Source organism: Mucilaginibacter jinjuensis (genome assembly GCF_028596025.1).
GTDB lineage: Bacteria > Bacteroidota > Bacteroidia > Sphingobacteriales > Sphingobacteriaceae > Mucilaginibacter > Mucilaginibacter jinjuensis.
The window spans coordinates 1,716,119-1,741,350 of record NZ_CP117167.1 but is presented as its reverse complement, the minus strand read 5'-3'; the positions used below and the strand labels follow the sequence as shown (position 1 = coordinate 1,741,350).

The window sequence follows — 25,232 nt, the reverse complement described above, 5'->3', positions numbered from 1 at the left end:
TCAGCAAATCAGAAGCCCGAAAAATTATTATCCATGCGGCCGGCCTGGCTCAAAGTGCACAATTTGGTACAGGCCCGAGGCCGTTTACCGGGTGATTGACCATCTTGGTTTTATCCAGATTGATACCAATTATGTGGTTGAGCGTGCCCACCACCATACACTTGCATCACGGATACCTGATTATGAGCCCAATTGGCTTTATGACTTGCAGGCAGAGGGAAGGATCTTCGAATTTTTTATGGCCGATTCGGGTTTTATGCCCATGCACGATTTTCGCTTTTCGCTGCCGGTGAAAGAAAGCTTCAGCATTAACAGGAAACCTATTACAAAGGCCGAGGTTAATTTGATGGATAATGTGCTGGACAGGATTGCACGCGAAGGCCCACTTATGATAACTGATTTTGAGAACGACCGGCAGGAAGCAAGCTCGGGTTGGTGGGATTGGCGGCCGGCTAAAATGGCACTCGAGCGTTTATACTTCGATGGCAGATTGATGACCACCCGAAAAAAAGACTTTAAGAAATTATATGACTTGCCCGAAAATTTAATCCCGGAGGATCTTAATACCGCCACGCCGGCCCCCGAGGAGTTTGCCAGGCATATCATCAGGCGCACTTTGCAGGCATTGGGCATAGCCCAGGTTAAAGAGATGAACTGGCGCTCCCGTTACATGAAGAATAACCTGATAAAACAGGAGTTAGGGAAAATGGTAACAGAGGGCGAAATTTGCACCATTGCCATCGACGGGCTTAAAACACCTCCCCTTTATATCCTGGCTGCTAATAAGGATCAAGAGATAAAACTTTCTGGCGATGCTTTTATTCTTTCTCCATTCGATGTGCTAAATGTGTTCAGGCACCGCTTACGCGATTTTTTTGATTTCGATTACCAGATAGAATGCTTTGTGCCCCAACCCAAACGCAAGTATGGCTATTTCTCATTGCCGATATTGATTGGTGATACTTTTGTAGCCCGGATGGATTCGAAAGCCGACCGGAAACAGAAAACATTGATCGTCCACAACCTCCATTTTGAGCCGGTGGAGTTAAGTAGCGAACAAATCGACAAGCTGGTTGATGCGCTTAAGAATTTTGTTCAATTTAATCAGTGCCGCGATGTCGTCATCAACAAATCAAACAATGATGCTTATGTAAAAAACATCATGGGTGCGCTTACCTGACATTCAACAAGAAAACCCAAACCCATTGTCGATAAATTAGACTATCTTTATTACGCGCTTCACATTACACTTTATCAACCCCTCAATTATGTCTTCGAACAAATCGAACATGCGGCTATTTAACGGCCATCTTAAAATGGATGAAGCATCGTTAAAGAAAGTTTTTATCATGCAGCTCAGCAACATTTATTGCGTACGCCAATACCTGGTTGATAACCTGCCCATCATGGCCGAAAGCGCATCATTTAACGATCTTAAACATGCCATACTGGAGCAGGTAGATGATATTAAACTGCAGTTGTTACGTATGCAGGAAATCTATAAAATTATTGAAGAAGATTATTCGCCGCAGCAATGCCTTGGTGTACGTTTTTTAACTATCGAAGCTTATGTAGCCATTAAAGCCGATGGCATGACTAAACTGGAAGCCGACCTATCGATGCTTTGCTATTTAAATGCGGTTGAAAGCCTGGAAATTTCGTGTTATAAGGTTCTTTGCGACATTGCTGAATCGCTACCGCAAGATGATATGCGGCTTTTACTTAAGCAAAACCTGGATATGGCTAAAGACAGTAAAGAGCTTTACGAACTGATTTCGAAAGAGTACATTAACTGATAGCTGGAAAACCATGCTTATAACAGCGGGGACAACAACCGGCACAATTTCTCGGGCAGTTGCTTTACCAAACTCCGGTTCTCCCATTTTTGTGGGTCGATCAGCATCGCATCTTTAATGTCATTTAAGAAAGCTTCCTTTAATTCTGTAGCAATAGCTTTATCATAAATCATGCTGTTGACTTCGAAATTAAGTTCGAAACTGCGGTGATCCATATTAGCTGTACCCACAATGGCCAACTGGCCATCGGCTACTATGGTTTTGGCATGCACAAAGCCTTTTTTATACAGATATACCTCTACGCCGGCATTCACTATTTCGCGATAGTAAGAACGCGCAGCAGCATTTACCAATTTAGAATCTGAATGGTGTGGCACCAGCAGTTTAATCTTTACACCGCTCATAGCGGCAATACATAGTGCATCGAGCACGCTATCACCGGGTATAAAGTAAGGCGAGGTAATCAGCAACTCTTCCTGTGCCATGGCAATCGTTTCCAACAAGGTAAACATGATGGTAGGCGTATCAGAATCGGGGCCGCTGGCTGCAATCTGTACAATGGCTTTGCCTTTTTTGCTTTGTGTATAAGTAAAATACTCTTCTGTTATAGGCAACCGCTGATCGGCGCAGAAATTCCAGTCGCCAATAAACAGGTATTGCAAATAGTACACGCCCGGGCCTTTAATCATTACGTGCGTATCGCGCCAGAATAATTGTTTAGGGTTATCGTTAATGTAACGGTCGCTTACATTTATGCCGCCAACAAACCCGGTATTAGCATCAATAACTACAATCTTACGGTGATTACGGTAATTGGTACGGTTTGATAAAGCAATAAACCAGATCTTATAAAACGGATACGCCTCCACTCCCGCTTCAATCATATCCTTTACAAATTGCCTGTGTATAGACCGGCTGCCAAAGTCATCATAAATAAAGCGCACTTTTACGCCCTCGGCTGCCTTTTGGATCAGGATATTCTTAATCTGGTTACCGATATTATCATTCTCAAAAATGTAATATTCGATATGAATGTGATGCTTTGCTGTCTTTAGGGCATCAATCAGTTCGGGGAATTTATTCTCACCATTCAACAACAACTTAACTTCGTTGTCGCCGGTTAGGGGGCTGTTATCATTCAGCAGCAGGTGCGCCAATTTTTTGTGCAGTTTAACTTCCTGCTCACCCGTATCCAATGTTTTTTCAGACTCGTGGACAATGCGTTTCCGGATATCGGCCCAAAGCTTACTATCGTTAATTATCTTTTTATTGTAGATCTTATTCTTGCGGTAATTTGCACCCACTGCAAAATAAATAACAATACCTACTGCCGGCAACAAAATAACAACCAACAGGTAAGCAAACGTTTTGGTGGTTGAACGGATATCATAAAGTACGCGGAGGCAAACAAAAATAGTTAGTAACACGTAAGCTATACTGCCTAATAAATACCAGTTCATTTACCTGCTATCCTTTCTAAATATTGTTTGATAGAAGTTTTATTCCACCCGCTTAAGCGGCCTTTTTGGATAATCATATTTTCGTCGCCCGTGCTGTTCACCGGGTAACTTAATGCAAATGGCGCCATATTGTTTTGCCAACCTTGTATTTGGCCGAAGCGAAGCACATTAAAATATAACTGGTTATGCGATTGACTGATGGTGTAATATTCATCGGCAAAGGCTTTTAAATCTGGCTGTGGTTCTTTAAGTAGTGAATCATTTTGTGGATAAAAACCATAACTGATAGGCGTATGATCAAATACAGATTGATACCCTGTATAATAGCCTTTATCCGTTTTAATGATGCAATACCATAATAAGGAAGTAAATGGCGCAGGTGTACTCAGAGTTGCTTTGGTTTTGCTATCGATATAAAGCTTACCAACACTTGCAATGCCTAAATAAATACCCGAAATAATTATAGCTATAGCCGCCCACTGGCTGCGTTTACGACGGCCCCATATTAAATAAGCCGAAGCAATAAGCAAACTAATGGTAAACAATGGGTCAGCCACATACAGCACCTCTATCGAGAAACGGGCATGACTAAAGGGCTCGAGCAAACCGGTACCATAATTGGTACAGGTATCCAGCAAATCATGCAGGATAAGTTGGAACAAAAAAAAGAAGACCAGGCTTCGCATTTCAATTTTAGGGTAAATGCGTTTCGCCAGAAAAGCGAGAAGCAGCCCTATAATTACAGCGAAAAGCAACGAGTGGGTTATTCCCCGGTGGATCATCAGCGCCCTGTCGCCATGCACAAAAAAACCTGCTACGGTATCAATATCCGGCAGGTTGGCGGCAAAGGCTCCCCAGAGCATGGCTTTCTTACCCAGTTTTTTGCCCAGGAGTAATTCACCTGTGCAAGCGCCAAGCGTAAGGTGGGTCAATGAATCCATTAAAATATCAAAGGTTTAAATTGGGTTATTGTTTCTGGTCAGCTTAATGTTATTCGTCGCTATGCTCGCTGTTCGTATTTTTCTCGAAAAAGTCCTGCTGCAGATCATCAATTTCACGGCGATCGCGTTTGGTGGGGCGGCCTGCGCCACGGTCGCGCCTTAACTGTGGTGCCTGGAACATCGATTGGAAACCTGCACGGTCTTCAACCGGGGTTTGGTCTTCGTAGTAGTTCACAGCTGTTTTGGCATCAACACGCATCTCCAGTAAACCGGTTACCATTATCACTTTGCGTTCGGGGCCTTTAGATATATTGTATACCTCGTTCAGCTTTACTTCGTGCGAAGGTTTGATGTTTTGTCCCGCCAATTTCACACGTCCTGCCTTACAAGCATCGGATGCCAGGGTACGTGTTTTAAAAATGCGGATAGCCCACAAGTATTTATCTATTCGTAATTTCTCTTTCTCTGCCATAAATATTAACTCTGTATAAACAGAAATACAAAATGGCTAAATAATTTGCACAGCAGCAAGTGTTTGTTTTAAATTATATTTGCACTAATGGAATTAAAAGAAAACGACGACTATACAGAAGACTCGCAAAGCGAGGATAATTACGATATTGAGATTTACTCTAAACGGGCTATCTGGGGATTTTCTATATTCTTCTCTACCATTTTTGGTGGCGTGCTCCTGATGAGTAATTTAAGATCGGCAGGTTACAGAAAAGAAGCGAACCTGGTTTTGCTGTTCTCTCTGTTATATACTTTTATAGGCAGCCTGCTGACGGCTTATATTGGTATGCAAGCCAGTATAGCTGCCATTGTATTTAACGGCATTGGCGCTGCTATATTAACCGAATATTTTTTCAACAAATATTTCCCGGAGAGCGATTATTACCCTAAAAGCATTATGAAGCCTTTGGCTATATCTTTAGCAATTTGCCTTATAATTGTGTATTTTGTATATGCTTACGCCCCAAAAGGAATATTGCCTGTTAAATAGCTTTTTAGGCCATAATTTTGCTTAAAAAACCTTTACTTTGCGAAAATTTTTATCATGTATTTAGATTTAAAAGAACTTATTGAACAAGCCTGGGAAGACCGTGCCCTGCTAAGTGAAAACGACTATATCAACGCTATTGAAACCATCATTGCCCGCCTTGATAAGGGTGAAGCCCGTGTTGCCGAGTGCATTGCAGGCCGCTGGCATGTAAACGAATGGATTAAGAAAGCGGTATTGATGTATTTCCCGATCATGAAAATGGAGGAAATTAAAGTTGGTCCGTTCGTCTTCCATGATAAAATGAAATTGAAAACCGACTACAAAAAAACCGGTGTTCGTGTGGTGCCTCATGGTATTGCACGTTATGGTGCTTATTTAGCTCCGGGCGTAATCATGATGCCATCTTATGTAAACATTGGCGCTTATGTAGGCGAAGGTACCATGGTTGATACCTGGGCTACTGTGGGTTCATGCGCACAAATAGGTAAGCATGTACACCTAAGCGGTGGTGTTGGTATCGGTGGTGTGTTAGAGCCGGTTCAGGCTGCCCCGGTTATTATCGGCGACAACTGTTTCCTGGGTTCACGCGCTATCGTGGTAGAAGGTGTACGTTTAGAGAACGAAGTAGTACTGGGTGCAAACGTAGTATTAACCGCATCTACCAAAATTATTGACGTAACCGGCGAAGAGCCCGTTGAATATAAAGGTTATGTACCGTCACGTTCGGTAGTTATACCTGGTTCATATACCAAAAAATTCCCTGCCGGTGACTACCAGGTGCCTTGCGCCCTGATCATCGGTAAACGTAAAGAATCAACCGACAAAAAAACCTCCCTTAATGATGCATTGAGAGAGAATAATGTGGCGGTGTAAATTAATTTTGAATGAGTGAATGATAGAATGAGTGAATATTTAACTCGCTATCATTAACTAACTCAAAAACAAAAAGAACGTCATTGCAAGAAACGAAGCAATGACGTTTTTCTTTTATTAGAATTTAAAATCAATTGGTATGAATGACAGAATGAGTGAATATAAACACTCATTCTATCATTCACTCCTTCTATCATTAAATAATGAAGATCGGCTTCGATGCTAAACGCGCTTTTTTAAACCGTACCGGCTTGGGCAACTACAGCAGGTGGCTTATTAATGCGCTGGTTAAGTATTACCCCGAAAATGAATACCTCCTTTATACACCCAAGGTTAAGCCGGGTATTTATACTCCACCTCAGTCTACGCAGACTAAAAGTCCCAAATTAAAATTCTTTACTTCTCGTTGGCGCACCAGTGGTATTTTGTACGATTTAAGGCGCGATGGTATTGAGCTCTATCACGGCCTTAGTCATGAGTTGCCTATTGGTATTGAACGCTGGGGGATCCGTTCTGTAGTTACGGTGCACGATCTTATTTTCATGCGTTTCCCCCAATATTTCAGCTGGATAAACCGGTACATCTACAAGGCAAAGCTTGTGGTGGCTTGCCGCGCTGCAGATAAGATTATTGCCATAAGTCAGAAAACTAAAGATGATTTGGTGGAGCTGCTAAATGTCGATCCTTCAAAAATTGTGATCATTTATCAAAGCTGCGATGCCTCCTTCAAAACAGAACAAACTGCGGAGCAAAAACAAACGGTAAAAGCTAAATATAATCTGCCCGATAAATACTTGCTTAATGTAGGCACCATTGAACCACGTAAAAATTTATTGTTACTGGTAAAAGCTTTAGGGCAGGTTGCCAATATTAAACTGGTTGTTGTCGGTAAACCTACTGCTTACCTGGATGAAGTAAAAGCCTATATCAATCAACACGAATTGACCGATAGGGTTATATTTCTACACGGAGTAAAGTTTGATGAATTACCCGCCATTTATCAGCAAGCGGGCTGCTTTATTTATCCATCAAGGTATGAAGGTTTTGGCATACCAATATTAGAAGCACTATGTTCTGGGGCAGCTGCAATTGGCGCAACAGGATCATGCCTGGAAGAAGCAGGCGGCCCTGATAGTCTTTATACTGACCCTGATAATGAGTTTCAATTAGCAGGCTTAATTATGCAGGTGTTGAGTGATGAAAACCTTCGCCAAAATATGATTACCAAAGGTTTGGCATATTCGCGTAACTTTGCCGATGATAAACTGGCTGCCCAGCATGCCGAACTATATAAAAACGTATTAAACCATGCTTAGAGACGAAGTAGCCAAAGCTTATAAAGTAATTCAGGAAGGTGGGATCATCCTTTACCCTACCGACACCATTTGGGGCATAGGCTGCGATGCTACCAATACCGAAGCTGTACAAAAGATCTTTGCCCTTAAACAACGCGATGAGGCGAAAAGCATGATTATACTGCTCGATGCCGACCATCAACTGGAACGCTACGTGGCCGAAGTACCTGCCCTGGCTTATGACCTGATTGAGTTTGCCGAAAACCCCTTAACACTGGTTATGCCGGGCGCTAAAGGCATATCTCCTGCTCTGATCGCTGCTGATGGAAGCGTTGGCCTGCGGGTGAGTAAACATCCATTTTGCCAGCAATTAATACAACGTATGCGCAGGCCATTGGTATCAACCTCGGCCAATATCAGCGGTGAACCTTCGCCTAAGAATTTCGGTTTTGTAAGTGAGGATATTATTAATGGGGTGGATTATGTTGTGGATGTTGATCAGCACAATATGTCTGAAAACAAACCATCAACCATTATGCGTTTAGAGCCAACCGGCCGCTTTGAATTTCTGCGCCGCTAATTTGTGTTGTTATAGCCAATCTATAATCACTAAATTTGTACCCGGCGGCATGCGCCAACGTATTTGAATGAAGAACCATCTTAAACATCCTGTATTTTCCATTATTTCTAAACTTGCGGGTAAAAGCAACTTACAGGTATATGCCATTGGTGGTTTTGTACGTGATATTTTCCTCGGCCGTCCATCTAAAGATATCGACATTGTTATTTTAGGTAACGGGATAGATTTTGCCGAACAGGTAGCAACTGCACTAAAAGTTAAGCTTTCGGTTTTTAAGAACTTTGGTACTGCCATGCTGCGTTACCAGGATGTTGAGGTAGAATTTGTAGGTGCACGCAAAGAATCATACCGCTCAGATTCGCGCAAGCCAATTGTAGAGAACGGCACCTTGGATGATGACCAGAAACGACGCGATTTTACCATTAATGCGCTGGCTATTTCACTTCACCCGGATACATTCGGTCAGCTGATTGATCCTTTTGAGGGTATTGTTGATTTGGAGAACAAACTGATCCGCACACCGCTTGATCCGGCTGAGACGTTCTCTGACGATCCTTTACGCATGATGCGGGCCATACGTTTTGCTTCGCAGTTGCATTTTGATATTGCGGAGAATGCGATTGAGGCTATTAAGTTGAATAAAGACCGTATCAAGATCGTATCACAGGAACGTATTACCGACGAACTGAATAAGATCATCCTTTCACCCAAACCGTCTATCGGTTTTAATTACCTGTTCGATACAGGCTTGCTGCATATCATCTTTCCGCAGATGACCAATCTGTTCGGCGTGGAGTACATTAACGGCAAAGGCCATAAAGATAATTTTTACCATACCTTACAGGTATTGGATAACATAACAATTGATACCCACGACCTTTGGCTGCGCTGGGCTGCTATATTACATGATATTGCCAAGCCTGCTACCAAACGTTTCGAGCCCGGCCACGGCTGGACTTTCCACGGGCATGAAGACCGTGGTGCGCGCATGGTACCCAAAATATTTGCCCAACTGAAACTGCCGCTTAACGAACACATGAAACTGGTGCAAAAGTTGGTGCAATTACACCTGCGCCCTATTGTATTGGCCCAGGATGTGATTACAGATTCGGCCGTGAGGCGTTTACTTTTTGAGGCAGGCGAAGACATTGAAAGCCTGATGATGCTTTGTAAAGCAGACGTTACTACCAAAAACGAGTATAAGGTTAAGAAGTATCGTAACAATTTTGAGCTGGTTCAGCAGAAATTAAAAGATGTTGAGGAGCGCGATCAGTTACGCAACTGGCAACCACCCGTAACGGGGGTTGATATTATGCAACTATTTGGTATTAAGGAAGGTCGGGAAGTTGGCATCATCAAAAATCAGATCCGCGAAGCCATCCTGGAAGGCGAAATACCTAACACCCGTGAGGCCGCAATTGCGTTCACCATTTCAAAAGGCGAACAAATTGGCTTAAAAGTTGTGGCAAACACAATTTTAAATTAAAGTATTATTTTTGGCAAAAATCCACAAGACACAAAATGGCTATATATAGATTCAAGGTTACATTTGAAGATTATGATGATATTTCAAGGGAGATAGATGTAAAGTCAAATCAAACCTTTGAAGAATTGCACCTGGCTATACACCAGGCAACAGGTTATAATCCCGATTATTCATCTTCATTTTATATAAGTAACGATCAATGGACTAAAGGTGAAGAAATTGCTTATAAGCCCAATGAGCGTAAAACTAATCGTGGTGTAGCATTGATGGAAAACTCGAAACTGAGCAACTTTATTGACGATCCACATCAAAAATTCTATTACACTTTTAATTTCGACAGGCCATTTGATTTCCATGTGGAATTAATGAAGATTCTTAACGAAACTCCGGGTTTAACTTACCCAAGTGTGTTTAAAAGCGTTGGTGAAGCGCCTAAACAATTTGGTAATGTATTGGGTACAACCGTAATACCGCCAACCAGCGAAGAATTTGATTTCCTGAACGAAATGGAATTTAACCCTGAGGATGCCGAAGACTTTTCTGAAGTTAAAGACCCTGCTTTAGGCTTGGGTGGTTCTGTAGATGAGGAAGAAGAAACCCATGAAGAAGAGGAAGACGAATTCGGCAATGAATTTTCTGACAACGACGGCTTTGAAGACGACGAATTTGGAGGCGGACGCAAAGGCGGCCACGACGATTATTAATTATACGGTAAATGAACCTGATGTTCATTTATCAACCTATAAATGAATAGCAATAAAACTTTAATTGTAGTAGCCGGCCCTACCGCTGTTGGTAAAACGGCTGCTGCAATTAAATTAGCCAAACACTACAATACGGTTATTCTATCTGCCGATTCAAGACAGTTCTTTAAAGAAATGTCTATCGGTACCGCCAAGCCATCGCCCGATGAGCTGGCAGCAGCCAAACATTACTTCATAGATTCTCATTCCATCACCGAAAACTTTAATGTTGGTGATTTTGAGACTGAAGGCTTAAAATTACTTGATGAGCTTTTTAAAGTGCATGATGTGGTTATTCTGGCGGGAGGATCGGGCTTATACATTAAAGCCATTTGCGAAGGTTTTGATAACCTGCCCACAGTTGAACCGGAAATTAGGGAACGCCTGAATATTGAGCTTACCGAAAAAGGGGTTGCTCATCTCCAGCAAAAATTAGCAGTTGCCGACCCGGAGTACTACTCTGAAGTTGACATCTACAATCCACAACGCCTGATAAGAGCTTTAGAGGTATTTGAGGGTACCGGTAAGCCTTTTTCCTCATACCGTACAGCAAGCACCCGCCAGCGGCCTTTTAATATCGTTAAGATAGGCTTAAACCTGCCCCGTGAGCAACTCTATAACAGGATCAATGAACGAGTAGATGTGATGATAGCCGAGGGCCTTGTTAAAGAAGCAGAAAACCTTATCCCCTATCGCGAAGTAAATGCATTGAAGACGGTAGGCTACAACGAGCTTTTTGATTACTTTGATGATAAAACTGATATGCACACCGCTATCGAACTTATTAAACAGCATACCCGGCAATTTGCCAAACGCCAGCTCACATGGTTTAATAAGGATAAAGAGATTGTTTGGGCTAACCCGTGTACAGATAATTTGGTTGAATTATCAGATCGGCTATTATCACAATAGTAACACTCTAATCATACTCTATCCAATAGGACTCTATACCCCATTTCCTAGGTATTGTTTATGCAATTTAAGGTCACTATCTTCAATTTCGTTCATTTTATGCATACAAAAGCAATAAACGAATGAACATTGTGAATAAAAGTTAAAATCAATCAAAAATTAGCAATGTTAAATTTATAAAAATTTAATTATCAGTATTTTATAAAGATAAAACATCTTTTTTAACGCTCAGTACTTTAATCTTTGGTTAATTTATTCAAAAAACCAGCCCGTTAAATCCACCCGTAAATCATAGAAATCGATCACCATTTCTATGAAAAATCTTTCAACTTTGGGTTTAATTGTATGGATGGCAGTTTCAACATCCTGCCAAAAGGGCGAGGTCCTTAACCCAATAAAATTAACTGATCAAACAAGTATAAGTACTGTTGTTCATGATTCAACTTATTATGTATATCCAGATGGATACACGGCCACAAACGCATTTATGGCACCTATAACCTTAGGTGTGCCGGTATATCTTGAAGCTAAAAATGATCTGTTTAGCAGCTTTTTGCGTTTTGTAATAAATCTCAATTTTGCAAGCACAAATTCAATACTTGATTCACATCCGCAATATCTGTCACCGGAAAATGTTAATACGATTAACATCGCGGTAAAATCAGAGTTGTATGTAACCTTCGTGTCTCAGGGCGCAAGTAATAAAAACACATTAGCGTATTATACATACCAAACCGGAAAACCTCCTGTTTCAACATCAGGCGGTAGCGATAACGGAGCGATGGATAAGATCACGTATATTTTCCCTAACGCTAGTTTAACCCCTGGAAATAAGATTAAATTAGGAATATTTAGCCCAGGTACTTCAGTTTCTTTCGTGCTCATATCAAATGGATGGACTGGAAATGACGTAAATATTACCAATGAAAAATTTTACAGTCAAGACAAACTAAATCCTGAAACAACTACTAGTTTAAAAAGACATTCGGTCATGCTATATGACGATATTGATCAGCTCTTTTTAATTGGTTTTGAAGACCGAAACAGACAAACTGGTTCTTCGGACAATGATTTTAACGACCTAGTTTTTTATGTGAGCAGTAATGTCAAAAATAGTATATCCAATCTTAATGTTGTGCCTGTTGACAATTCACGTAACTAACTTTTCACATTAAAGGCATGCGATAATTGTATCAATTAGATGCTTTGTTTCTTCAGGATCTTTGGTTTGAATACACTTAGCACCAGTGGTTGATGCAGGATAATCATTCCCTCCTTTAAATAAAGCATCGCCAATAAACAACATTTCATCAACACCAATATGAAGTACATCTCTTAGTTTCCGTATCCCATAAGCCTTATCAATACCTGGTTTGGTAATATCGATCGAGGTTGCCCCGCCCAATTGAACTGCAAATTCAGGAATCAGTTTATCAAGTAATGCTTTTATTTTTTTACGCTTCGCGAAATCCGGGTCCCAGGCCTTTTTGGGTTCAAGTGGCGCCTGTTGGCCAAGTGCAGAGAACGTGATCTGACTTTCCCTGTCTTCAATTTGCTCTCCCCACACTTTACCTGCTTTAAAGCCCGATTCTTCCACCGCTTTATTTAATGAGTCAACGATCTTTTTTTTCTCAGCATCGGTAAAGTTTTCTGAGTATAATTTATTCCATTCCGAGTCATCATATTGATAAAACTTGGTACCACAGGTAGGCAGAATAGAGAGTTTATTTAGTTTAGCGCCGGCTGGTAAATGGGCAATTACCTGTTTATCAAACTGAGGCCAATCGCCTCCTGAAATAATGGCGACCTGCGCGATATCCAACAATTGGCTAAACAGTTTAGCCATGTCAGCATCTATGGCAGCCTTACTTTCGGCTAATGTTCCGTCGAGATCAAATACGATAAGTTTTTTCATTCTACAATTACAACGCAGTAATACGCTTATATCAATGCATAATAAAGCTTATTGTTTTTGTTCAATGCAATTGATGATGTAAACTATACTGAGATAAAAAGGCCAGCTACAAGAGCCGGCCTTTTTTCGAAAATTAGCGGATGTTAATCCTGAAGCTTCAATAGATATTGTCCGTAACCGCTTTTTATATATTTAGCAGCAACAGCATTTAACTCATCGCGGTTTATAAAGCCACGGCGATAGGCTATTTCTTCAATACAACCAATTTTAGTAGCCTGACGCTTTTCAATTACACGCACAAACTCCGTGGCATCGCTCAATGAATCAAATGTACCTGTATCTAACCAGGCAGTTCCACGATCCATTACACCAATGTGCAGGTTATCTTGCTCTAAATAATATTTATTTACATCAGTAATTTCGTATTCGCCACGCGGAGATGGTTTAATATTTTTAGCTATCTCTACTACACTATTGTCGTAAAAATACAATCCGGGTACAGCATAGTTGGATTTTGGCTCTATAGGTTTCTCCTCAATAGATACAGCCTTATAGTCCTTATCAAACTCTACCACACCATATCTTTCAGGATCAGATACAGCATACGCAAATATCGCCGCACCATCAACATCATTAAAACTGCGGATCAGCTCGCCAAAACCGGTACCGTGGAAAATGTTATCGCCCAATATCAGCGCTACTTTATCATCACCAATAAATTCTTCGCCTATCACAAAGGCCTGTGCAAGCCCGTTCGGGTTTTCCTGCACCGCGTACTCAAAACGGCATCCCAGTTCTTTACCGTCGCCTAAAAGGCGCTTAAACCCGGCATTATCTTCTGGTGTGGTAATAATCAATATTTCCTTAATATCGGCCAACATTAAAACCGATAATGGATAGTAAATCATTGGCTTGTCATAAATAGGCATCAGTTGCTTACTTATGGCCTTGGTTATAGGGTATAAACGGGTACCAGATCCACCGGCAAGTATAATTCCTTTCATTATCTCAGTTCTTTAATACATGCTATTAAACTATCTCTCCAATACGGAATTGAGAGATTAAAAGTTGACTTTATTTTCGATTTATCCATTGCCGAAAATTTCGGCCTGGTTGCTTTGGTAGGATATTGCGAAGTTTTAATTGGGTTTACCTTGATTTTAACGTTTGCTATATCAAATATACCTACCGCAAAATCGTACCATGAGGTAACCCCTTCATTGCTGTAATGATAAATACCATATTGATGATTGTCATTATTGACAATGTGCAATATGGCCCCAGCCAAATCAATTGCATAAGTTGGCGTGCCCACCTGATCGGCAATAATATTCAATTCGCTTCTGTCTGCACCCAGTTTAAGCATGGTTTTAACAAAATTATTGCCGTATTCTGAGTATAACCAACTGGTACGTATGGTATAGTGTTTACTGGCATTAGCAGTAACTGCCTGCTCTCCCTCCAATTTAGTTAAACCATACACACTTATGGGCGAAGCCGCATCATCTTCATTAAGTAATTTGGGGATGTTGCCTTCAAATACAAAATCAGTTGAAATCTGTATTAGCGTGCAGTTAAACTTTGTACAAAGTTTGGCCAGGTTTTCGGCGCCGTCACGGTTTACCTTACGGGCTGCGTCAAGTTCATCTTCTGCTTTATCAACCGCAGTGTAAGCAGCACAATTAATGCTGTATGCGGGTTTATGTTTTTCGAACAAGATGGTTAAGGCTTCGACATCAAGAATATTGGCTTCGCCTTCCGGTGGAAATATGATTCCTTCAAAGCTAATTCTATTTGCTACAGCCTGCAAACAATGGCCTAATTGCCCCGAGCCTCCAAATACTAGAGTTGTATTCATTATTAATTTACGTAGTTTGATTATCCCTTAGATTTGGGATTAAGGTGCCCAAAAAGTGTTTCTTCGACAAGATAGCAAATTATGTGCCCTATTAAAATATGAGATTCCTGTATTCTTGGCGTTTCTGACGAAGGTACTTTAATACAGATATCACAAATGCTAGCCATTTTGCCTCCGTCCGCACCTGATAGGCCAATTGTTTTAATGCTCTTTTGTTTACATATTTCTAAAGCTTTTATAATGTTAGGCGAATTGCCTGAAGTGGATAAGCCGATAAACACGTCACCTTCATTTCCGTGCGCTTCAATCTGGCGCGAAAACAAATGTTCAAAACCATAATCGTTACCAATGGCTGTAAGGACAGACGTGTCGGTAGATAAGGCCATGGAAGATAGTCCAGGGCGGTCAAAATAAAAACGCGCTACTAACTCACCTGCGATATGCTGAGCATCCGCCGCGCTCCCGCCATTTCCGGCAACTAAAGTTTTATGCTTACTTTGATAAGCGCGAATAATTAGTTCTACAGCCTCATTGATTTGTCCTAGTAAATCTTCACTATCTAACAAGGCCTTTTTCGTATCGATGGATTTACTAATTTGTGATTTTATTAAAGATAACATGAAAATACGTTGACTCCGATATTTATAAACTTTATCAAATTATTTTCGAAAGTATGAAATAATTTCGGTTAGAAAATTAAGTTCTAAATAGAAAAGAATAAGATCGTTTAAACACATTTATGCTGAATTACAAATCATTTTTTATAACTCTCTCCAGGAGTGCATTCCATATTTCCACTCTCATCATATCATTTGTATTCCTGAATTTCAATGTCTGCGTTGCTCAAACTAACGGAGCCAACAGAACTTTTTCGTTTTCGTTAGCACAAGGAGCTAAAACTAGTGCTGGTGTTTTTGCAAAAGATAGCACACTGATCAGAACTCTTTGGAGCGGAACTTATTTTGACGCGGGCCACCATAGCGCTGATTGGGATGGAAAAGATGACGAAGGGCTACCCGCAAAACCTGGTACATATATAGTTAAAGTTTTGTCAAATAATGTTAAATACAAGTGGGAAGGTGTAATTGGTAACACGTCTGACTCTTTATCCGGGCCAAGTGTAATGCATTCAATGGATGCACTAAATTCAATCGCTATTGCAAATGGCGTAGCCTATTATACAACCCATTATAATGAGCAAAATACGGCAACATTTAAGTTTAATGTGGATAATCCATACAGTAAACAAGCCATATTAAATAAAGGTATTACTGCACTTTTTGTTGCCACAGATGGCAAAACAGTTTACTGGGCAGGCAACGATGCCAATATTGATAGCAACAGCTTTGTTTATGGTACTTATTGTAGTAATGATGCTGAAGCTAACTTTGAATTTGGTCAGATTGTGAAAACAAAATATGCGAGAACCTTCCAAAGTGCAATCGATGTTATCAAGAAGAATGGTTCGACTATTACCGGCCTAGCTGTACAAACAAGAAGTTCTTTTTTATTTGTGACACATCAGAAATTAAATACGATTGACGTACTGAATAAAACAAACGGATTTATCGTTAAATCTGTACATATTGATTCGCCCGGCTTAATCACTATAGATAACGATAATAACCTATGGCTACGTTATAACGCCAAAGGGCGGCGGGTAATCGGCAAGTTCAAAGTTGGCAAAGATGGCGATTTAATTAACACAAATATCGTAATACAAAACATAGAAAACCCGGTGGCAATGGCTGTCTCGCCGGACAATCGAATACTCTTAGTTGCTGATGCTGGAAATAGTCAACAATTAAAAGCCTTTGATATTAGTAATGCGGCACTCAAATGGACGTATGGAAAAAAAGGGGGATACTATGAAACGCCGGATGTAAGCAATGATAAATTCTATTTTAGTGATAAACGGGGGGAGTTCAGCTCAACTATCGCATTTGAAGCTAATGGTTCCTTCTGGGTCGAGGATGCTGGTAACTGCAGATTACAACATTATAGCAACAATTTAACATTTATTAATAACCTAATGTTTTTAAGCAGATCATATAGTATGGCTGTGGACTTCAATAATCCTACAAGAATATTTTCTGATTATCTTGAATTTAAAATAGATTACACAAAACCATTAAAGCCACGCAATAACTCTTGGACCTTAGTAAAAAACTGGGGAGCTAATATTCCAGCGAGCCTCGACGATAAATACAAACGTATGCATTCGGTTGTCACGCTAAATAATGGTCATACTTATTTTACAATATTTGATAATAAAAACAAAGATTGGCTTATAGCCGAACTTCCTAAAAAAGGAAATTTAAGAATTAGTAACACCGTATTAGGTAACATTAACAGTCAACTTTATCCAGACGGTTCAGTACGAACTGAAGTGCTAACATCAAATCAACAGGCTGCTTGGAAGAAAAGAGAACTTAAAGGATTTGACAGCGATAACAATCCGCTATGGGGAGATGATCAAATTCTCCTGTCGTTAACCATACGTAATGGGGATCCTATTAAGCGAACCAATTTGAATATTTACCATGCTGCCGATATTACTCAATCAAATATTTTAGTTGTATATGATAATACCCGCGCCGACACCAACCTACCTAACTGGCATTTAGGAGGTATTAAATTGGGGCAAAACAAATGGTTTTGGAAAACAGCCATTGGAACTCCCGCAAACTATAAAGGGATATACCCTTTGGATGGAGCATTTGACAATAGAAACACGCACTATTCCGGCAGCGTAACCCTCTTAATGACGAAAAATATATTTTGGGGATATTATGGTGAGGGTTGGCAGGGAACCCAAGTAAATAAATGGAACCATATTTATGATAATGGTTTGTTTGTAGGCCAGTTCGGCGTAACAGGGCTTGATAATAAAAATATCGAGGCGCCTCCAATGATGGCAGGTAATGCGTTTTCGGCTGCAATTATTAAAACTAATACCAATGAAGTGTATTTATATCACAACGACGAAAGCTATCACAGTGGCATTCATCGCTGGAAAATTATAAATCTTGATAGTATTAAAGAACAAAATATTAAAATTTCTTTATAATAAAAAAGCCCTGTATTACTACGGGGCTTTTTTATTATAAAGAAATTTTACTTGTTGTAATACGTAAAGTCCTTGTGCTTTATTTCGTGTTCAGGCAGTGATTTAAAGTACTCATATGTAATTTTTAAACCTTCCGCACGGCCCACCTTCGGCTCCCAACCCAGAATTGCTTTTGCCTTAGTAATATCTGGACGACGTTGTTTTGGATCATCTGTTGGCAATGGTAAACTGATCAGTTCCTGATCGGTACCAGTGAGCTTGATGATCTCTTCACCAAACTGACGGATAGTGATCTCATCAGGGTTACCAATATTCATTGGCTGTGCGTAATCACTATGCAGTAAACGGTAAATGCCTTCTACCAGATCATCCACATAACAGAATGAACGGGTTTGTGAGCCATCACCAAATACAGTTAATGGTTCGCCGCGTAAAGCCTGACCGATAAATGCAGGTAATACGCGTCCGTCATTCAGGCGCATACGTGGTCCGTACGTATTGAAGATACGTATAATGCGGGTTTCAACCCCGTGGAAAGTATGGTAAGCCATAGTAATAGCTTCCTGGAAACGTTTAGCTTCATCATACACACCGCGTGGGCCTACCGGGTTTACATTACCCCAATATTCTTCGGGTTGTGGGTTAACGTTAGGGTCGCCATATACTTCTGAAGTTGAGGCGATAAGCATACGGGCACCTTTGGCTTTTGCTAAACCTAATAGGTTATGTGTGCCTAACGAACCTACCTTTAAAGTTTGGATCGGGATCTTTAAATAATCAATAGGGCTGGCCGGTGATGCAAAGTGCAATATGTAATGCAAGTCACCAGGAACGTGTACAAACTTAGAAACATCGTGATTGTAAAACTCGAAGTTTTCTAATTTGAACAGATGCTCAATGTTACGTAGGTCGCCTGTAATCAGGTTATCCATCGCGATTACATGATAATCTTCTTTGATAAATCTATCGCACAGGTGCGAGCCTAAGAAGCCGGCAGCTCCGGTAATTAGTATTCGTTTTCTTGACATAGTTACCTTTTTTATGATTGGTAATTTGTTAATTTATTAATTAGTTTATAGCTAACAGATCATGGTTTATAGTAAAAAAGCCTTCGGCTAATCTGCTATGAACTATGATCTATACACTACACTATTTACCTACTACTTTTCTACCGATACTGTTGTAGTAAAAACCTAAATCAACCATTTTCTCAGTATCATAAAGGTTACGGCCATCAAAAATAACTTTACTGTTAAGGGTTGTGCTTAATTTATCAAAATCAGGGGTTCTGAATAATGACCACTCTGTTAAGATCAATAATGCATCCGCGTTTTCAAGTGTATCATAAGCATTGGTGCCATAAGCAATTTTATCACCTACTGTAGCTTTGATATTAGGCATAGCCTCAGGGTCAAATGCAGTAACAGTAGCGCCTGCATCAATCAGCTCATCAATGATGTACAATGCCGGTGCCTCGCGGATATCATCAGTTTCTGGTTTAAACGCTAAACCCCAAAGGGCAAAATGCTTGCCTTTGATATCGCCGTTGTAATATTTCTTAACTTTTTCAACCAGTACTTTTTTCTGGATCTCGTTAACACTCATTACAGAGTTTAAGATCTTAAAGTCATAGTTATGTTCTTCGGCCGATTTGGCAAGGGCCTGTACATCTTTAGGGAAACAGCTACCGCCATAACCGATACCGGCAAATAAGAAACGTTTACCTATACGCTCATCGGCACCAATACCACGGCGTACCATATCAACATCAGCACCAACAAGCTCGCACATATTAGCGATCTCGTTCATGAAAGATATTTTGGTTGCCAGGAATGAGTTAGCAGCATATTTGGTTAATTCTGAAGAACGCTCGTCCATGAAGATAACCGGGTTACCCTGACGAACATAAGGTGCATAAAGTTCACCCATTAATTTGCGTGCTCTTTCGTCTGTAGTACCAACAACAACTCTGTCTGGTTTCATGAAATCTTCAACCGCAACACCTTCTCTTAAAAATTCAGGGTTTGAAACTACGGCAAATTCTATACTTGTTTCAGGAGACATAACAGCTCTTACTTTATCGGCTGTACCAACTGGTACTGTTGATTTGGTAACGATAACTTTATAGTCAGTAATTATTTTGGCAATGTCTTTAGCGGCACCTAAGACGTAGCTCAGGTCGGCAGCGCCATCACCACCCGGAGGCGTAGGAAGCGCCAGGAAAATGATTTTTGCTTCGGCAATAGCTTCTGCAAGGTTAGTTGTAAAATGTAACCTGTCCTGGCTTATGTTGCGATGAAATAATTGCTCAAGGCCTGGCTCATAGATAGGCAGTTCACCTGCCTTCATTTTTTCTACTTTTTGTACATTAATATCTACACAGACTACATCGTTACCTGTTTCTGCTAAACAAGTACCCGTTACAAGGCCTACATAACCTGTGCCTACTACTGCTATCTTCATGATTGTTCGTTTTAAAAAAGGATATTTTTAATATTTAAATTGAATGTTGTTTTAATTTGCCGATGCTGTTTGCCATTTTGTTAAAAAATCCTGGTAAGCTAAAACAATTCCTTGTTCCAGTTCAATGGTATGTTTCCAGCCTTTGCTATGCAATTTGGTAACATCCATTAACTTACGTGGCGTGCCATCGGGCTTAGAGGTATCAAACTTAATTTCGCCTTCGTAACCCACAATTTTTTTAACCAGCAGGGCAAGATCCTTAATACTAATATCTTCGCCTGTACCGATATTTACGAGACCTTTCTCGTCATAGTTCTGCATCAGATAAAAACAGGCCTCAGCAAGGTCATCTGCAAACAAAAATTCGCGTTTTGGAGATCCTGTTCCCCAGATGGTTACATCAGCCGCACTATTTTCTTTAGCCTCATGAAAGCGGCGGATTAATGCAGGCAAAACATGTGAGTTTTGCGGGTGGTAATTATCATTATAGCCATATAAATTAGTAGGCATTACTGAGATGTAATTACAACCGAACTGATCGCGGTAAGCATCGCACATTTTGATACCAGCAATTTTGGCTATTGCATAAGGTTCGTTAGTTTCTTCGAGCGTGCCTGTTAGTAAATAGTCTTCCTTTAATGGCTGTGGCGCCATTTTAGGATATATACAACTTGAACCTAAGAACATTAGTTTTTTAACCCCATTTACATAGGCCGAATTGATAATGTTATTTTGGATCTGCAGGTTATCATACAAAAATTCGGCACGATAGGTATTATTTGCTACAATACCCCCTACTTTAGCAGCTGCTAAGAAAACGTAGTCAGGTTTTTCCTGTTCAAAAAAATCAGCTACTGCTTTCTGGTCGCGGAGATCCAGCTCTGACGATACACGTGTTAAAATATTGTGATAACCTTCTTTTTCGAGTTTGCGATATATGGCAGAACCAACCATACCACGGTGACCGGCAATATATATTTTGGCATTTTTTTCCATAAATGCTTATTCGTACTGGTTTTTAATGCTGTAGCCTGAGGCTTTTAATAATTTTTCGCGCTGGAATAGCTCAACATCAGATACTACCATTTCGCTCACTAAAGCTTTAAGATCGTATTTAGGTTTCCAACCCAGTTTTTCGTTACATTTTGTTGGGTCGCCAATTAACAGATCAACTTCAGTAGGTCTGAAATACTTAGGATCAACAGCTACCACTTCTTTACCGATCTCAACCTGATAGTCTGGGTTACTGCAGCTTACTACATAACCTTTTTCATCAACACCTTCGCCTTTAAATTCAACTACGATGCCTACTTCACCAAATGCCATACGTACAAAGTCGCGAACGTGAGTGGTAATACCGGTAGCAATTACAAAATCTTCTGGTTTCTCTTGTTGCAGTATCAGGTACATTGCCTCAACATAATCTTTAGCATGGCCCCAGTCGCGTTGTGCGTCAAGGTTACCCAAATACAGTTTATCTTGCAGGCTCAAAGCTATTTTAGCTACGGCACGTGTTATTTTGCGTGTTACAAAGGTTTCACCTCTTAACGGGCTTTCGTGGTTAAACAATATACCATTGCAAGCATACATATCATAAGCTTCGCGGTAGTTAACCGTGATCCAGTAACCGTATAATTTAGCTACTGCATAAGGCGAGCGCGGATAAAAAGGTGTGGTTTCTGACTGTGGAACAGCTTGTACCAAACCATAAAGTTCGGAAGTTGAAGCCTGGTATATTTTGGTCTTTTTTGTTAATCCTAACAAACGTACAGCTTCTAATACTCTTAATGTACCAATACCATCGGCATTAGCAGTATATTCAGGAGTTTCGAAACTTACCTGCACGTGTGACATTGCCCCGAGGTTATAAATCTCATCAGGCTGTACTTGCTGTACTATACGGATAATGTTAGTAGAATCTGACAAGTCACCATAATGAAGGAAGAAGTTTTTATTCGACTCATGCGGATCCTGGTACAAATGATCAATCCTGTCTGTGTTAAACAGTGAACTTCTGCGTTTGATACCATGCACTTCGTATCCTTTTGATAATAATAAATCAGCCAGGTACGCACCATCCTGGCCGGTTACTCCTGTTATTAATGCTATTTTTTTCATTTATAAGGTGACTATATTTTATAACAGCAACATGTAAAATGTTCTGTGTTCAAATTTATTCTATTTATGCAATTTCTTTTTCTGTAACAGATACATTATCGATAAAACTTTGCATAATACGATCGATATTTAAATACTGAATTGCATACTGACGCGAATTCGCCCTTTTAAGTTCAACATTTAAATCTGCTTTCACTTCCGTTATTTTATTGGCAAGAGCGACATGATCCTCGGGTGGTATAATATAACCTACATTATATTTCTCTACAACGTTGTGCAGTGATGTGTCTTGTGCTGCAGTAACAATGCTTACGCCGCCAACCGCCAGTATTGTTGTAAGCTTTGAGGGCATTACCAGATCACCGGCATTTGACTTTTGTAGTACAAGATGAAAATCGGCCATGTTCAGAAATTTATTGAACACATCTTTTTCCTGAACAGGTAAAAAACTGACGTTTTTTAATGCCCTTGCTTCGGCAAGTTCAATCAGTTTTTCTTTATATGGCCCCGAACCGCAGATTACGAATTTGATATGATTATCATGCTGAACTTGTTCGGCAGCAAAAATAATATTTTCGAGCCCCTGCTTTTCACCTATAGCACCCGAGTATAAATATACAACATCATCTGCTGAAAACCCCCACTTAGTTTTCAATGTTTGCCTGTCGTCAAGCGGATAAAAATAAGAGGTATCGGCCCAGTTAGGGAAAAATATCACTTTCTTATCAACCTTTTCTTCAATCTTTTTGATCATGCCGTCAGATATACTGCTTACATAATCAGCACCGTCCAAAATATTTTTCTCCATCTTGTACAAACGACTAAACATCGTTTGGTTAGACAGAATATTTAAATCCTGTGCCGCCTCAATTTGCAGATCCTGAACGTGGTAAATCAACTTACCACCGGTAAGCTTACGAACCATTAGACCTAAAAAAGCAAGATGAAATGGCGGGGCAACGGTAATAATCAGATCGAATTTCTTTCTCAATGCAACCAGTTTCAAAATCTGCCATATTTTGGAACTCCAAAATGACATATCCTGAATCATTCTTTTTTTGCCTGTCGGATCAGCAGGTGTGTAAGACGGGCAACGATAAATGGTAACATCGGTCTTACCCGGTTCTTTTAAAATCTCCTTTTTATACCACCACCATTTATTATGGTACGGGGCCTGCACTTTCCACTGCGGGTAGTACGGAAATGTGGTTACTACTGTACAATCATAGCCATGAGATGCCAGCCAGGCTATCATCTCACCGTTATACTTACCAATACCAGTAGGTTCAGGTGAAAAATTATGACCTATTAACAGAACTTTTTTTATGCCCATCGTTCTTTAATAAATACTGCCGGATTACCCTTATAAATACTATTAGAATTCAAATCGGATGTAATAACAGACCCTGCTGAAACTACTGTATCTACTCCAATAGTAACTCCAGGTGCAATAAAACAACTTGCACCAACCCATGAACCGTCTTTTAACGTTATTGTACCATTACGGTAAGGCATAGTTGGATCTTTGTAATTATGATTCCCCCCGCAAAGAAATGCCCTTTGCGAAACGCATACGTCATTGCCGATAGTTAATAATTCGAAATTAAGCAACATCGCTTCTTCACCAATCCAAACATCATTCCCAATATTAAGTTTCCACGGAAAGTGAATATTTACGCGTGGTTTAATTACCAACCCTTTACCCACCTTTGCCCCAAATAATCGTAACAATTTTACTTTAAAAGAACTGGGGTAAGGGAAAGCACTTAAAAAAAACAGCATCTTTAATAAATACCAAACCGTTTCTTTAGCCTTGCTCGCTCCACGGTTGAAGCCTTTACCTGTAAAGTTACCGAGTTGTACGCGTGATGTTAATTCTATTGAGCTCATTCGTTTTACTACACGGAAATTTATGTATTTTTGAGGTCTTCTGCTTCCATTAGTCGCAAGGCAAAAAGCATTTCTACCATGGTACGCTGCAGGGTATAATACCAGCCTGCCCAACCATTAAAAATAAGCCCTTTAACAAAAAGGCAATAAAAGAATACAAAAAATGGTGCCAGCACTTTAGTCCTCCTAAACCTGTTGATCAACGAATTGCCGCCGTTAGTATCCAGATTCAGCAATTTATCACATTCCCTAATCGAATAACCATCCTGGTTGCTAAGCCACCTGCTTAATGACTTTCTATCATCATGCAGTATTTTGCCTTTATAATCTCCAATTTCACCTTGTATCTCCAGCCGGTGTGCATGCCCATCATCGAAATAACTGCCATGTTGCTTTTTAAAAAGTACCGGCCGTGGGGTAGTATTGTTACTTAATAATTTTTTACCATAGATCAAAAATTCGAACCGGGTATTATAAGCAACCTTATTGGTATCTGTAGCCACAAACTGCTTAGTTTCTTCAATAAATTCATCCGTTAACACGTAATCGGCATCAAGGCTTAAAACCCATTCGCTATTAATTAAACCAAGACCGAAATTACATTGCTGAGCAAACGTATCAAACTTGCGATATTCAATCTGCACGTTTGGATAAGATTTTAATATGGAAATGGTTTGATCGTCACTGTAACTGTCTATCACCAAAATATGATCAATCCAAGTGAGCTTATCCAAAACTCTCTTAATATTGGGCTCTTCATTTTTGGTTAGTATGAGCGCCTGTAAAACTTGCTGCTTTACGGTTTCCATTCCCACCAAAGATAATTATT

The 25,232-nt window shown here is 40.1% G+C and carries 25 protein-coding genes; 11 read left to right on the top strand and 14 right to left on the bottom strand.

Annotated features, from left to right (window positions below; all coding sequences use genetic code 11):
* Positions 1-91: 91 nt before the first annotated feature.
* Both PQO05_RS07950 and PQO05_RS07945 read left to right on the top strand, forming a co-directional pair.
* Positions 92-1,180, top strand: a complete 1,089-nt coding sequence (locus tag PQO05_RS07950; protein ID WP_273632167.1) for a winged helix-turn-helix domain-containing protein — start codon at positions 92-94, stop codon at positions 1,178-1,180.
* An 88-nt stretch (positions 1,181-1,268) separates the two neighbouring features.
* The gene (locus tag PQO05_RS07945) at positions 1,269-1,796 is read left to right on the top strand and encodes a DUF892 family protein (protein WP_273632166.1); all 528 of its coding nucleotides are present in this window, start codon (positions 1,269-1,271) and stop codon (positions 1,794-1,796) included.
* A gap of 17 nt (positions 1,797-1,813) precedes the next feature.
* Here the strand turns inward: PQO05_RS07945 and cls are convergent, their stop codons facing one another.
* From cls to PQO05_RS07930, 3 genes are read right to left on the bottom strand one after another with little or no spacing between them, the layout of a single operon-like run.
* The gene (cls, locus tag PQO05_RS07940) at positions 1,814-3,256 is read right to left on the bottom strand and encodes a cardiolipin synthase (RefSeq protein ID WP_273632165.1); all 1,443 of its coding nucleotides are present in this window, start codon (positions 3,254-3,256) and stop codon (positions 1,814-1,816) included.
* Positions 3,253-4,197 (bottom strand): metal-dependent hydrolase, encoded by a 945-nt coding sequence (locus PQO05_RS07935; RefSeq protein ID WP_273632164.1) that lies wholly within the window; start codon positions 4,195-4,197, stop codon positions 3,253-3,255. The genes cls and PQO05_RS07935 overlap by 4 nt, the downstream gene beginning before the upstream one ends.
* A 49-nt stretch (positions 4,198-4,246) precedes the next feature.
* The gene (locus PQO05_RS07930; RefSeq protein ID WP_273632163.1) at positions 4,247-4,669 is read right to left on the bottom strand and encodes an RNA-binding S4 domain-containing protein; all 423 of its coding nucleotides are present in this window, start codon (positions 4,667-4,669) and stop codon (positions 4,247-4,249) included.
* Positions 4,670-4,756: 87 nt separating this feature from the next.
* Here PQO05_RS07930 and PQO05_RS07925 point away from each other — a divergent pair, with 87 nt between their 5' ends.
* From PQO05_RS07925 to PQO05_RS07890, 8 genes are all read left to right on the top strand, one after another.
* Positions 4,757-5,200, top strand: a complete 444-nt coding sequence (locus tag PQO05_RS07925) for a hypothetical protein (protein WP_273632162.1) — start codon at positions 4,757-4,759, stop codon at positions 5,198-5,200.
* Between the two features lie 54 nt (positions 5,201-5,254).
* Positions 5,255-6,073, top strand: coding sequence for a 2,3,4,5-tetrahydropyridine-2,6-dicarboxylate N-succinyltransferase (locus tag PQO05_RS07920; RefSeq protein WP_273632161.1), 819 nt, complete (start codon positions 5,255-5,257; stop codon positions 6,071-6,073).
* Positions 6,074-6,276: 203 nt separating this feature from the next.
* Positions 6,277-7,389: a glycosyltransferase family 4 protein gene (locus PQO05_RS07915; RefSeq protein ID WP_273632160.1), complete on the top strand. Its 1,113-nt coding sequence runs from the start codon at positions 6,277-6,279 to the stop codon at positions 7,387-7,389.
* Positions 7,382-7,948, top strand: a complete 567-nt coding sequence (locus PQO05_RS07910; RefSeq protein WP_273632159.1) for an L-threonylcarbamoyladenylate synthase — start codon at positions 7,382-7,384, stop codon at positions 7,946-7,948. Before PQO05_RS07915 ends, PQO05_RS07910 begins: the two co-directional genes overlap by 8 nt.
* Positions 7,949-8,015: 67 nt before the next feature.
* The gene (locus PQO05_RS07905) at positions 8,016-9,434 is read left to right on the top strand and encodes a CCA tRNA nucleotidyltransferase (protein WP_273632158.1); all 1,419 of its coding nucleotides are present in this window, start codon (positions 8,016-8,018) and stop codon (positions 9,432-9,434) included.
* A gap of 35 nt (positions 9,435-9,469) precedes the next feature.
* Positions 9,470-10,138, top strand: coding sequence for an IS1096 element passenger TnpR family protein (locus PQO05_RS07900; protein WP_273632157.1), 669 nt, complete (start codon positions 9,470-9,472; stop codon positions 10,136-10,138).
* 42 nt (positions 10,139-10,180) lie between these two features.
* On the top strand, positions 10,181-11,089 hold the full coding sequence (gene miaA / locus PQO05_RS07895) for a tRNA (adenosine(37)-N6)-dimethylallyltransferase MiaA (protein WP_273632156.1): 909 nt from the start codon (positions 10,181-10,183) through the stop codon (positions 11,087-11,089).
* A gap of 313 nt (positions 11,090-11,402) precedes the next feature.
* Positions 11,403-12,251 (top strand): DUF4114 domain-containing protein, encoded by an 849-nt coding sequence (locus tag PQO05_RS07890; RefSeq protein ID WP_273632155.1) that lies wholly within the window; start codon positions 11,403-11,405, stop codon positions 12,249-12,251.
* A 9-nt stretch (positions 12,252-12,260) separates the two neighbouring features.
* Here PQO05_RS07890 and PQO05_RS07885 read toward each other — a convergent pair whose 3' ends face one another.
* From PQO05_RS07885 to PQO05_RS07870, 4 genes are all read right to left on the bottom strand, one after another.
* A complete protein-coding gene (locus PQO05_RS07885; protein WP_273632154.1) occupies positions 12,261-13,004 on the bottom strand; it encodes an HAD-IIB family hydrolase in 744 nt (247 codons plus the stop codon).
* A 143-nt stretch (positions 13,005-13,147) separates the two neighbouring features.
* Positions 13,148-14,008: a glucose-1-phosphate thymidylyltransferase RfbA gene (gene rfbA, locus PQO05_RS07880; RefSeq protein ID WP_273632153.1), complete on the bottom strand. Its 861-nt coding sequence runs from the start codon at positions 14,006-14,008 to the stop codon at positions 13,148-13,150.
* Positions 14,008-14,862, bottom strand: a complete 855-nt coding sequence (gene rfbD, locus PQO05_RS07875) for a dTDP-4-dehydrorhamnose reductase (RefSeq protein ID WP_273632152.1) — start codon at positions 14,860-14,862, stop codon at positions 14,008-14,010. The genes rfbA and rfbD overlap by 1 nt, the downstream gene beginning before the upstream one ends.
* A gap of 20 nt (positions 14,863-14,882) precedes the next feature.
* Entirely contained in the window at positions 14,883-15,482 is a 600-nt protein-coding gene (locus PQO05_RS07870; RefSeq protein WP_273632151.1) for a D-sedoheptulose-7-phosphate isomerase, read from the bottom strand.
* Between the two features lie 119 nt (positions 15,483-15,601).
* On the opposite strand from PQO05_RS07870, the gene PQO05_RS07865 reads away from it, so the two are divergent.
* Positions 15,602-17,932 (top strand): hypothetical protein, encoded by a 2,331-nt coding sequence (locus PQO05_RS07865; protein WP_273632150.1) that lies wholly within the window; start codon positions 15,602-15,604, stop codon positions 17,930-17,932.
* A 47-nt stretch (positions 17,933-17,979) separates the two neighbouring features.
* Here the strand turns inward: PQO05_RS07865 and PQO05_RS07860 are convergent, their stop codons facing one another.
* From PQO05_RS07860 to PQO05_RS07830, 7 genes are all read right to left on the bottom strand, one after another.
* Entirely contained in the window at positions 17,980-18,960 is a 981-nt protein-coding gene (locus PQO05_RS07860) for a UDP-glucuronic acid decarboxylase family protein (protein ID WP_273632149.1), read from the bottom strand.
* A gap of 121 nt (positions 18,961-19,081) precedes the next feature.
* On the bottom strand, positions 19,082-20,395 hold the full coding sequence (locus PQO05_RS07855) for a UDP-glucose dehydrogenase family protein (protein ID WP_273632148.1): 1,314 nt from the start codon (positions 20,393-20,395) through the stop codon (positions 19,082-19,084).
* 51 nt (positions 20,396-20,446) lie between these two features.
* Entirely contained in the window at positions 20,447-21,391 is a 945-nt protein-coding gene (gene fcl / locus PQO05_RS07850; RefSeq protein ID WP_273632147.1) for a GDP-L-fucose synthase, read from the bottom strand.
* A gap of 6 nt (positions 21,392-21,397) precedes the next feature.
* On the bottom strand, positions 21,398-22,513 hold the full coding sequence (gmd, locus tag PQO05_RS07845; protein WP_273632146.1) for a GDP-mannose 4,6-dehydratase: 1,116 nt from the start codon (positions 22,511-22,513) through the stop codon (positions 21,398-21,400).
* A 64-nt stretch (positions 22,514-22,577) separates the two neighbouring features.
* A complete protein-coding gene (locus PQO05_RS07840) occupies positions 22,578-23,846 on the bottom strand; it encodes a WcaI family glycosyltransferase (protein ID WP_273632145.1) in 1,269 nt (422 codons plus the stop codon).
* Positions 23,837-24,403: a WcaF family extracellular polysaccharide biosynthesis acetyltransferase gene (locus PQO05_RS07835; protein ID WP_273632144.1), complete on the bottom strand. Its 567-nt coding sequence runs from the start codon at positions 24,401-24,403 to the stop codon at positions 23,837-23,839. Before PQO05_RS07835 ends, PQO05_RS07840 begins: the two co-directional genes overlap by 10 nt.
* Positions 24,404-24,423: 20 nt before the next feature.
* Positions 24,424-25,212 (bottom strand): glycosyltransferase family 2 protein, encoded by a 789-nt coding sequence (locus PQO05_RS07830; RefSeq protein WP_273632143.1) that lies wholly within the window; start codon positions 25,210-25,212, stop codon positions 24,424-24,426.
* Between the last annotated feature and the right edge of the window lie 20 nt (positions 25,213-25,232).

Coding starts and splice junctions, on each gene's coding strand:
- PQO05_RS07925 (WP_273632162.1), top strand. CDS start 4,757: ATGGAATTAAAAGAAAACGACGACTATACAGAAGACTCGCAAAGCGAG.
- PQO05_RS07860 (WP_273632149.1), bottom strand. CDS start 18,960: ATGTCAAGAAAACGAATACTAATTACCGGAGCTGCCGGCTTCTTAGGC.
- PQO05_RS07915 (WP_273632160.1), top strand. CDS start 6,277: ATGAAGATCGGCTTCGATGCTAAACGCGCTTTTTTAAACCGTACCGGC.
- rfbA (WP_273632153.1), bottom strand. CDS start 14,008: ATGAAAGGAATTATACTTGCCGGTGGATCTGGTACCCGTTTATACCCT.
- PQO05_RS07920 (WP_273632161.1), top strand. CDS start 5,255: ATGTATTTAGATTTAAAAGAACTTATTGAACAAGCCTGGGAAGACCGT.
- PQO05_RS07840 (WP_273632145.1), bottom strand. CDS start 23,846: ATGGGCATAAAAAAAGTTCTGTTAATAGGTCATAATTTTTCACCTGAA.
- PQO05_RS07900 (WP_273632157.1), top strand. CDS start 9,470: ATGGCTATATATAGATTCAAGGTTACATTTGAAGATTATGATGATATT.
- PQO05_RS07865 (WP_273632150.1), top strand. CDS start 15,602: ATGCTGAATTACAAATCATTTTTTATAACTCTCTCCAGGAGTGCATTC.
- PQO05_RS07830 (WP_273632143.1), bottom strand. CDS start 25,212: ATGGAAACCGTAAAGCAGCAAGTTTTACAGGCGCTCATACTAACCAAA.
- rfbD (WP_273632152.1), bottom strand. CDS start 14,862: ATGAATACAACTCTAGTATTTGGAGGCTCGGGGCAATTAGGCCATTGT.
- fcl (WP_273632147.1), bottom strand. CDS start 21,391: ATGGAAAAAAATGCCAAAATATATATTGCCGGTCACCGTGGTATGGTT.
- PQO05_RS07935 (WP_273632164.1), bottom strand. CDS start 4,197: ATGGATTCATTGACCCACCTTACGCTTGGCGCTTGCACAGGTGAATTA.
- PQO05_RS07905 (WP_273632158.1), top strand. CDS start 8,016: ATGAAGAACCATCTTAAACATCCTGTATTTTCCATTATTTCTAAACTT.
- PQO05_RS07835 (WP_273632144.1), bottom strand. CDS start 24,403: ATGAGCTCAATAGAATTAACATCACGCGTACAACTCGGTAACTTTACA.
- PQO05_RS07855 (WP_273632148.1), bottom strand. CDS start 20,395: ATGAAGATAGCAGTAGTAGGCACAGGTTATGTAGGCCTTGTAACGGGT.
- PQO05_RS07930 (WP_273632163.1), bottom strand. CDS start 4,669: ATGGCAGAGAAAGAGAAATTACGAATAGATAAATACTTGTGGGCTATC.
- PQO05_RS07910 (WP_273632159.1), top strand. CDS start 7,382: ATGCTTAGAGACGAAGTAGCCAAAGCTTATAAAGTAATTCAGGAAGGT.
- miaA (WP_273632156.1), top strand. CDS start 10,181: ATGAATAGCAATAAAACTTTAATTGTAGTAGCCGGCCCTACCGCTGTT.
- PQO05_RS07945 (WP_273632166.1), top strand. CDS start 1,269: ATGTCTTCGAACAAATCGAACATGCGGCTATTTAACGGCCATCTTAAA.
- PQO05_RS07885 (WP_273632154.1), bottom strand. CDS start 13,004: ATGAAAAAACTTATCGTATTTGATCTCGACGGAACATTAGCCGAAAGT.
- cls (WP_273632165.1), bottom strand. CDS start 3,256: ATGAACTGGTATTTATTAGGCAGTATAGCTTACGTGTTACTAACTATT.
- PQO05_RS07870 (WP_273632151.1), bottom strand. CDS start 15,482: ATGTTATCTTTAATAAAATCACAAATTAGTAAATCCATCGATACGAAA.
- PQO05_RS07890 (WP_273632155.1), top strand. CDS start 11,403: ATGAAAAATCTTTCAACTTTGGGTTTAATTGTATGGATGGCAGTTTCA.
- gmd (WP_273632146.1), bottom strand. CDS start 22,513: ATGAAAAAAATAGCATTAATAACAGGAGTAACCGGCCAGGATGGTGCG.